Source organism: Actinophytocola sp. (genome assembly GCF_035634895.1).
Classification (GTDB): domain Bacteria; phylum Actinomycetota; class Actinomycetes; order Mycobacteriales; family Pseudonocardiaceae; genus Actinophytocola.
On the sequence record NZ_DASQCC010000259.1, the window covers coordinates 1 to 9,440 of the forward strand.

Annotated in this window: 9 protein-coding genes; all 9 read left to right on the top strand. The window is 69.7% G+C overall.

The genetic code is table 11. The annotated features are described in order from the left end of the window. Positions 1–1,259, top strand: a 1,259-nt coding sequence (gene dacB, locus VET29_RS40070; RefSeq protein ID WP_324931340.1) for a D-alanyl-D-alanine carboxypeptidase/D-alanyl-D-alanine endopeptidase, incomplete at its 5' end; no start/stop codon positions are given. Between the two features lie 38 nt (positions 1,260–1,297). Next, positions 1,298–2,368 (top strand): zinc-dependent metalloprotease, encoded by a 1,071-nt coding sequence (locus VET29_RS40075; protein WP_324931344.1) that lies wholly within the window; start codon positions 1,298–1,300, stop codon positions 2,366–2,368. A 22-nt stretch (positions 2,369–2,390) separates the two neighbouring features. Beyond that, on the top strand, positions 2,391–3,398 hold the full coding sequence (gene tilS, locus VET29_RS40080) for a tRNA lysidine(34) synthetase TilS (RefSeq protein WP_414636728.1): 1,008 nt from the start codon (positions 2,391–2,393) through the stop codon (positions 3,396–3,398). Then, the gene (gene hpt / locus VET29_RS40085) at positions 3,368–3,922 is read left to right on the top strand and encodes a hypoxanthine phosphoribosyltransferase (protein ID WP_324931347.1); all 555 of its coding nucleotides are present in this window, start codon (positions 3,368–3,370) and stop codon (positions 3,920–3,922) included. The genes tilS and hpt overlap by 31 nt, the downstream gene beginning before the upstream one ends. Next, entirely contained in the window at positions 3,919–4,518 is a 600-nt protein-coding gene (locus VET29_RS40090; protein ID WP_324931350.1) for a hypothetical protein, read from the top strand. The genes hpt and VET29_RS40090 overlap by 4 nt, the downstream gene beginning before the upstream one ends. A 47-nt stretch (positions 4,519–4,565) precedes the next feature. Then, positions 4,566–5,093 carry a DUF3558 domain-containing protein gene (locus tag VET29_RS40095; protein WP_324931352.1) on the top strand — a complete coding sequence of 176 codons (528 nt, stop codon included), beginning with the start codon at positions 4,566–4,568 and terminating at the stop codon, positions 5,091–5,093. A 12-nt stretch (positions 5,094–5,105) separates the two neighbouring features. After that, entirely contained in the window at positions 5,106–6,428 is a 1,323-nt protein-coding gene (locus VET29_RS40100) for a hypothetical protein (protein WP_324931355.1), read from the top strand. Between the two features lie 48 nt (positions 6,429–6,476). Further along, positions 6,477–7,217, top strand: coding sequence for an ESX secretion-associated protein EspG (locus VET29_RS40105; protein WP_324931357.1), 741 nt, complete (start codon positions 6,477–6,479; stop codon positions 7,215–7,217). A 183-nt stretch (positions 7,218–7,400) separates the two neighbouring features. After that, a partial coding sequence (gene ftsH / locus VET29_RS40110) for an ATP-dependent zinc metalloprotease FtsH (protein ID WP_324931360.1) occupies positions 7,401–9,440 on the top strand: 2,040 nt, incomplete at its 3' end.

The following is a 9,440-nucleotide window of genomic DNA, read 5'->3' on the forward strand; positions in this document are numbered from 1 at the left end:
CGCCGCCGCCCGCGCCGGTCAGCTACTCCGCGGACCTCCACGGGCCCGACGCCAACGCCCCGACGCCGACCCAGCAGGGCGTCGGCCAGGCGCTCGCCGGGCCCATCGCGAATCCCGCCCTCGGCACCATCACCGGCGTCGTCATCGACCCCGCGAACGGCGGGACCCTCTACGAGCGCGACGCCGGCCGCGCGATCACCCCGGCCTCCACCGGGAAGCTCCTCACCGCGGCCGCCGCGCTCCTGAGCCTCGACCACACGTCCCAGCTGGTCACCAAGGTCGTCCAGGGCGAGAACCCCGGCGACCTGATCATCGTCGGTGGCGGCGACCCGTCGATCTCCTCGCTCGCGGCCGGGCAGGAGACCGTCTACCCGGGCGCCGCGCACCTGTCCGACCTCGTCGACCAGGTCAAGAACAGCGGTGCCCAGATCGGCACCGTCTACATCGACCAGAGCCGCTATGCCGCGCCGCACCTGGCGCAGAGCTGGCTGCCCGAGGACATCGCGAACGGCTACATCGCGCCCGTCGTCCCCGCCATGCTCGACGGCGACCGGCGTGACCCGACCTCGAACTACTCGCCTCGCACGACCGATCCCGGTCGCACGCTGGTCAACGCGTTCGCCAACCGCATCGGCGCCAGCGCTGCCGGGGCGATCGAGAAGAAGGCGCCCGCGAACGCGAAGGTGCTCGGCGAGATCCGGTCCGCGCCGATCTCCCAGCTCGTCGACAACATGCTGGACCACTCCGAGAACACGCTCGGCGACGTCCTCGCCCATGAGGTCGCCATCAAGTCCGGCCAGGAGCCGAACTTCGACGGCGCCAGCAAGGCGGTCATCGAGGTCCTGCGCCAGAACAAGTTCGACGTCGAGGGCATCACGCTCAAGGACGGCAGTGGCATGTCGACGGAGAACAAGGTCTCCGCCAAGCTGCTCGCCCAGATCCTCGCGGTCGCCGCCGGCCCGGACGGCAAGGACCCGCGGACCGCCAAGCTCCGCCCGCTGCTCGGCGGCCTGCCCGTCGCCGGCGGCAGCGGCACGCTCGCCGACCGGTACGGCCAGGGCGCCGCGGCCGAGGGCAAGGGCTGGGTGCGGGCCAAGACCGGCACGCTGACCGGCGTCAACTCGCTCGCCGGCATCGTCATGGACAAGGACAACCGGCCGCTGGTCTTCGCGTTCCTGACGAGTGGGACGAACGGGAGCACCGCGCGGCCGGCACTCGACACGGTCGCGGCCGCGTTACGTGGTTGTGGCTGTCAGTAGCGAGCGCTGTTCAACTTTCGTCAGGTAGCGTCGATGGCATGAGCACGGCGACCAGCCCCGCGGAGCAGACGACCCACCGCAACCCGGTCGACTGGGGCGTGGCCGTTGCCACCGCACAGCGGCTGATCAAGCCAGGGCCCGCGGTCCCCATGGAGGAGGCCGAGCTGGCCGTCGCGCAGCTGCGTGGCGCGACCGACCTGGCCGAGACGCACGTCCGCGAGCTGACCGGGCTCGGCGCCGGTCTGCCGCTCCACCCGGGTGACGTCGTGGACCGGCGTCGCTGGGTCGAGGCCGCGGCCGAGGGGCTCGCCGCACTGACCGACGGCGCGTTGCCGGTCGGCCCGAGCCGGGCGATGGGCGGCATGCTCGCCGGCAGCGCGGGTGTGCAGGCCGGCATGGTGCTCGCGTTCCTCGGCGGACGGGTGCTGGGCCAGTACGACCCGTTCGGCGGCGACCCGGACAGCGGCCGGCTGCTGCTCGTCGCGCCGAACATCATGGCCGCGCAGCGTGCGCTGGACGTGCCGGCGGAGGACTTCCAGATGTGGGTGTGCCTGCACGAGTGCACGCACCGGCTGCAGTTCAACGCGGTGCCGTGGCTGCGGGACTACTTCGCGGGCCAGGTCGCCGCGTTCCTCGCCGGTCTGGACGAGACCGCGACCAGCGCGTTCGCCAGGCTGCCCGAGCTGATGAAGCAGGTCCGGAACCGCGACGCCGACAATGGTCCGATCGGGCTCGTCGAGGTCCTGCAGTCGCCGAAGCAGCGAGCCGTGTTCGACCGGCTGATCGCGCTGTCGACGCTGCTGGAGGGGCATGCGGACCACGTGATGGACGCGGTCGGCCCCACCGTGGTCCCGAGCGTGGCGACGATCCGCGCGCGGTTCACGGCGCGGCGGCGGGGCGGCGGGCTGCTCGACCGTATTCTGCGGACGTTGCTGGGCGTGGACGCGAAGGTCAAGCAGTACGCGGCGGGCGCGGCGTTCACCCGGCACGTGGTGGACGAGGTCGGCATGGCGGGCTTCAACCGGGTGTGGGAGTCGCCGGAGACCCTTCCGCTGCGTGCGGAGATCGCCGACCCCGCGGCGTGGGTGCGGCGCGTCCACGGGCAGTAGGCGGAGCTTGCGGAGCGGACCATTGCCACCCGGTGTGACGGACTTCCAGCCGGTCGCACGCACGCGGCAGGCGGTGCGCCGGCTGCTGTCGAGGTGTCCGGTCTCGGACGTCGCGGTCGCGGTGTCGGGTGGCGCGGACTCGCTGGCACTGGCGGCGGCCACGTCCTATGTGGCGTCTCGCGGGAACCTGACCGTCCACGGACTGGTCGTCGACCATCAGCTGCAACCCGGTTCGGCGGACGTGGCGGCGGCCGCGGCCAAGCAGCTCCACGGCCTCGGCATCGACGACGTCCAGGTGCTGACCGTCACGGTGACCGGCCGCGGCGGCCCCGAGGCGGCGGCCCGAAACGCCCGGTACGAGGCCCTTCGCTCGGCCGGTTTCCCGGTGGTGCTCCTCGGCCACACCCTCGACGACCAGGCCGAGACCGTCCTGCTGGGACTGGGCCGCGGCTCGGGTCCGCGGTCGGTGGCCGGCATGCGTGACCTGGACCCGCCGTGGGCCCGACCGTTCCTGTCGGTGCCCCGTGCTACCACTGTCGCCACATGCGAGGCGCTGGGTCTGACCGTGTGGGACGACCCCCACAACGTCGATCCGGCCTACACGAGGGTCCGGCTGAGGAGGGAGGTGCTGCCGCTGCTGGAGGACGTGTTGCAGGGCGGGGTGGCGCCCGCGCTCGCCCGGACCGCGGCGCAGCTGCGTGACGACACTGAGGCCTTGGACACACTGTCCGCGCGGTTGACCGAGGCCGCGCTGGTCGATGGGGAGCTGGACGTGGCGGTCCTGTCCGCCGAGCCGTCCGCGTTGCGGCGCAGGGCGTTGCGGCGCTGGCTCCTCGACGCCGGCGTGCGCGAGCTGACCGACGGGCACCTGCGCGCGGCGGACGCGTTGATCGGGGAGTGGCGGGGACAGGGTGCTGTCTGGTTACCCGGCAACTTTGCGGTGGGGCGGGCCCGTGGCAGGCTGCGGGTGACCGCGTGGGAGCCAGGAGAGGGGTCCGGGTGTACGGCGACGACATCGCCTCCGTATTGATCACCGAACAGCAGATCCAGGACAAGGTCAAGGAACTCGCGAAGCAGGTGTCCGACGACTACCCGGAACGCGGCGATCGTGCCGACCTGGTGCTCGTCGGCGTGCTGAAGGGCGCGGTCATGTTCATGACCGACCTCGCCAGGGCGCTGCCCGTGCCGGTGCAGATGGAGTTCATGGCCGTGAGCTCCTACGGCTCGTCGACGTCGTCGTCGGGCGTGGTGCGCATCCTGAAGGACCTGGATCGGGACGTGGCCGGCCGCCATGTGTTGATCGTCGAGGACATCATCGACTCGGGCCTGACCCTGTCGTGGCTGCTGAGGAACCTGGCGTCGCGCAACCCGGCGTCCCTCGAGGTGTGCACGCTGCTGCGCAAGCCCGAGGCCGTGAAGGTCGAGGTCCCGGTGAAGTACGTGGGCTTCGAGATCCCGAACGAGTTCGTCGTCGGCTACGGCCTCGACTACGCCGAACGCTACCGGGACCTGCCCTACATTGGGACGCTGGACCCCAAGGTCTACTCGTCGTGAACCAGCCGGCCGACTTCCCGAATCTGATCATCCAGGCCGAATTAATTCGCTCGGATACAAAGGCGCCCGCTGGCAAGGTGAATCTTTGGTCACAAAGCGTGTCAAAACACGCCGACCTGTCGCCCTTTGCGCTGATTACGTCCCGACGTTCATGTCGGTGCGTTAACCTCGCAGTTGTCACGCGTCGCATGAGGGGCGTGCGCGGCGGGGAACACGGGGAGCGAAGTTTGTTCGAGGCAATCGGAGGCGCGGTAAGCGCGTTCAGCGACGCCGCGATGGCAGGCCAGGTCTCCATCCAGGCAGACGCGGCCGCGGAGGCGCTGGACAAGATCGGCAAGGTCAAGGACCAACTCACTCAACTGCTGCAGGGCAGTGGTAGCGGTAACACCGAGGTCATGTTGGGTGCCAACCCGGTCGGGCAGGCCATGGCCAAGAAGTCGATGGGCCGGTACGACGGGGATGACTCCTTCATTGCGTCTCTGACTCTGCTGGCTGAGCAGACGGCCAAGGCGGAGACCGCGCTGAAGCGTTGCATCACGAACTACGTGGACACCGACGAACTTCACGCAGCCCAGTACAACAGGACACACCAGTAGTGGGTTCTCTCCGAAAGCGAAGTATTGCGGCTGTTGTCGGCTTCACCATGCTGACGGCCGTCGCGGCGTGCAGCAGCGCGACGGCTGGTCAACCGCGGCCAACGGAAACCTCGTCGCGGTCTTCCGCGCAGCCGACTGAAGAGTCCACATCGGAGACCGAAGCACCGGAGTACTCGCTTGCCCGTCTGTGTGAGCTTCTCTCTCCAGAGGAAGCGGAACAGCTTGGCGGCTCTACCGAGGGCAAGAAGGGCAACAGCACCTCGGACGGGCACGCCATCTGCACTTGGGCGAACGAGACCAGCCTCGTCGTCGGCTGGCAGACGGGAACGTCGACGGCGCAAGCAGACACCGGGCCCGGCATAACGAACACGCCCACGAAGATCGACGGTCTGCCCGCTGTGCAGGCGTTGTCGACCAATACGGTGGTGATCTGCGAGATCCTGGTCGATCTCCCGAGCGGAAAGATGATCGCGGCGAGTGTGTCGGCGCTGTCGGCCGGTGAGGGCAAATACGACCAGTGTCAGGTCGCGAACCAACTGGCGAACCTGATCATTCCCAGGGTGAAGGACCAGTAAGGGGGCAAGGCGATGGCGCCGAACAACGGCAACGGGCACCACTACGACGACACGAACAGGTACGCGGGCGACCAGGCGGCCGACACCCGGCGCGCGATGAACCACATGCCCAGCGAAGACCGCGTCCCCACCGGCGAGCTCCAGGAGTCGATCAACTCGCGGCAGGCGGCCGACCTCGCGGACAGCGGCGTGCGCTTCGGGGACGACCGGGTCATCGGGGACACCCCCAACTGGGACAACTACGACAGCGAACAGCTGTACGACTTCGCCACCAAGAAGAACAGCCCCTACACCGCCGACGACCTCGGTCGCGCCTTCAACGAAGGTGGCAACAGTCTCGCCGAGGCCGCCAACGGGCTCCTCGATGCCGTCTCCCGTCTCGACGACGCGTGGACCGGCGCCGCCGCGGACACCGCCAAGGGGGCGCTCAAGCCCCTCGCCCAGGCGGCTGGTGTCGCGGGGACGACCGCGCAGCTCATGGGTGTCCGGATGTCGCAGCAGTCCGTCGCCGCCAGTGAGGTGCGGAAGCTGCCGCCGGCCAAGGAGTACGACAGCACGCAGTCGCTCCACACGATGGTGGCCGGTGGTCCCCCGGCCATGCAGGACCTCAAGGCCCAGAAGGACGCCGCCGACGCCGTCAAGCGTGAGCAGATCTCCTACCTCAACACCTACACCTCGGCCCTGCAGGCGGTCGACTCCCAGACGCCGTCCTTCGTCCCGCCGCGGGAGACCATCGGCGGCGGCGGGAAGGACGGCAACAGCATCACCGCCGACCGCATCCACACGCCGACAAACCGGACGCCCACCTTCGGCGAGACCACGACCGGCGGGTCGGGCGTCAAGCACCCCGGCGTCTCCGGTCCGGGTGGCGGCTCCGCCGTCAACAACCACGGCCAGACCGGTCATAGCGGCTTCGCCGCCGTGCCCAGCGGCACGGCCTCCTCCGGCTTCACCCCGCCCAACATCAACGGGCCCGCGCCGAGCACGTTCGGCCCGGGTGGCGGTGGCGGCACCGCGGGTGCCCCCGGCGCCGGTGCGGGTGGCTTCGGCCCCGGCTTCGGCGGCTTCGGTCCGGGTGGCATGGGCGGCGCACCCGGCGCCGGCTCAGGTGCGGGTGGCTCCGGCGCCCGCCCCATGACGCCGGCCAGCATGTCCCCGGGCGGCAGCGCGGCGGGACGCGGCGGTGCGGGCGGCATGGGCGGCGGCCGCGGCAAGGGCGACAAGGAAGAGGACAAGGAGCACGAGCGTCCCGCCTACCTGGTCGAGGGCGACCCGGAGAGCACCTTCGGCAGCGACGAGATGACCGCCCCGCCGGTCATCGGAGAAGACGACTGACGTGTGGACAACCGGTACGAGCGACTGGAGAGGGAGGCGGCCGGGCGGGTGAACGGACAGCACGAAAGGCTCATCAACCCCATCGCCCTGGACTTCCTCTGGGAGGCGCTCGGCGCAGGCGAGCCGCCGTACCCGATCGAGATCCAGTCGCACGGCGCGACCATGGACAGTCGCCGGACGCTGCGGCAGCGGGTCCGGCAGGACCTCATCGCCGGTCAGCTCCTCGACCACTCGGGCCGGGTCGAGCCGCGGCTCGAGGGATGGCTCCTGGCCCTGTCCAACGCCGACCTGACTGTCGACTCGGTCTTCCTCCCCGGGACCGGCGCCGACCCGGTGCTCGTGCTGGCCGCCGCCGGCCGGGGCGCCGCGGTGCTCGCCGTCCAGCGGAAGGACGGCCTGCGCCTGCGGCCGATCCCGAAGGACGCACTGGTCTCGACCATCGTCGGCATGCTCCCACCGGCCCCGCGCGGCACCGAGGCGTCGATTTCGCTGCCGGCGGACGAGCTGGCGACCGTCGGCGGGCGCGGCACCCAGCGGGCCAGCGACGTCGAGACCCGCAAGGCCTACGCCAAGCTCACGGCACTGCCCAACAAGCGGGGCGGTCAGATCGCGGTCAACAGCCGCAGCGAGGTGCGGGGCCGCCGCCGGTCACCGGTGCTGTCCTGGTTCGACAACCAGACGGGTCGCTATCTCACCCAGGCCAGGAACGACTGGGTGACCATCGCCCCGGCGGACGCCGCGACCCTGCGTCACCGCATCGGCGAGATGGTGCGTGACGTCACGTCCTGACCAGCGCATACACCGCGGGAACCGAATCGTCCTCCGTACCGTTGGACACTGAAGAGCTCAACTACCGCACTTCGGGCAGTTGGCGCTCCACCACGAGCGGTACGCTGGACGAACCGGAGAGCTCGTCCGGCCAGGTAACACATGCAGTCAGGGAGGGTCGGGCCGCGCCGCGGCCGTAAGTTGATGGACCGCAAGCGCCTGCTTCGCAACCCGCTGGTGTGGATCCTGGTGGTGTTGCTGCTCTACTTCTTGATCAGCATGCTGTTCGACGACACCCGGGGCTATACCGAGGTGCCGACGTCGAAGGCGGTATCGCAGATCACCGCCGGGAACGTCACGAAAGCCGATCTGGAGGACAAGGAGCAGCGTCTCAAGCTGACTCTGAAGGACCCGATCGAGCAGGACGGCCAGCGGGTCACGCAGATCATCACCCAGTTCCCGGCCGCGGCCACGGGTGACATCTACCGCCAGCTCGAGGACCAGATCGACAACAAGACCGAGTTCAACACCACGGTCACCCAGGAGTCGTTCCTCACCCAGATCCTGATCTTCCTGATTCCGCTGGGCCTGCTGCTCATCCTCCTGATGTGGATGATGAACAACGTGCAGGGCGGCGGCAACCGGGTGATGAACTTCGGCAAGTCGCGTGCCAAGCAGCTGCCGAAGGACATGCCGAAGACGACGTTCTCGGACGTGGCGGGCTGCGACGAGGCGGTCGAGGAGCTCTACGAGATCAAGGACTTCCTGCAGAACCCCGCCCGCTACCAGGCTCTCGGCGCCAAGATCCCGAAGGGCGTGCTGCTGTACGGCCCGCCGGGTACCGGCAAGACGCTGCTGGCCCGTGCGGTCGCCGGTGAGGCCGGGGTGCCGTTCTACTCGATCTCCGGCTCGGACTTCGTCGAGATGTTCGTCGGTGTCGGCGCCTCGCGCGTGCGTGACCTGTTCGAGCAGGCCAAGCAGAACGCGCCGTGCATCATCTTCGTCGACGAGATCGACGCGGTCGGCCGCCAGCGTGGCGCCGGCCTCGGTGGCGGGCACGACGAGCGTGAGCAGACGCTGAACCAGCTGCTCGTCGAGATGGACGGCTTCGACGCGCGCGGTGGGATCATCCTCATCGCCGCGACCAACCGGCCCGACATCCTCGACCCCGCGCTGCTGCGTCCCGGCCGTTTCGACCGGCAGATCCCGGTGTCCGTGCCCGACCTGATGGGCCGCAAGAAGATCCTGCAGGTCCACTCCAAGGGCAAGCCGCTGGACCCGGACGCCGACCTCGACGGGCTCGCCAAGCGCACCGTCGGGATGTCCGGCGCCGACCTGGCCAACGTCATCAACGAGGCCGCGCTGCTCACCGCCCGCACCAACGGCACGATGATCGACAGTGTCGCGCTGGAGGAGTCGGTCGACCGGGTGGTCGGCGGCCCGGCACGCAGGAGCCGGATCATCTCCGAGAAGGAGAAGAAGATCACGGCCTACCACGAGGGTGGGCACGCGCTCGCCGCGTGGGCGATGCCGGACCTGGAGCCGGTGTACAAGCTGACGATCCTGCCGCGCGGCCGCACGGGTGGGCACGCGCTAGTCGTCCCCGAGGACGACAAGCAGCTCATGACCCGGTCGGAGATGATCGCACGCCTGGTGTTCGCGCTCGGCGGCCGCTCCGCGGAGGAGCTGGTGTTCCACGAGCCCACGACGGGTGCCTCGTCGGACATCGAGCAGGCCACCAAGATCGCGAAGGCGATGGTCACCGAGTACGGCATGTCGGCCAAGCTCGGCGCGGTCAAGTACGGCCAGGACCAGGGCGACCCGTTCCTGGGCCGGTCGATGGGCCACGCGCCGGACTACTCGCTGGAGGTCGCGCACGAGATCGACGAGGAGGTGCGCAAGCTCATCGAGGCGGCGCACACCGAGGCGTGGGACGTGCTCAACACCTACCGCGACATCCTCGACAGCCTCGTGATCGAGCTGCTGGAGAAGGAGACGCTGCAGCGCAAGGACCTGGAGCGGATCTTCACCGGCGTCGAGAAGCGGCCGAGGATCACCGCGTTCAACGAGTTCGGCGGTCGTACCCCGTCGGACAAGCCGCCGATCAAGACCCCTGGCGAGCTGGCCAAGGAACGCGGCGAGCCGTGGCCGCCGGTCCAGGAGGAGGCGCCGACCCCGGTGCGCACCGCCCCCGGCGGTGGCGAGCTGCCGGGTGGGCCGCCGCGACCGCAGCCGGAACCGCCG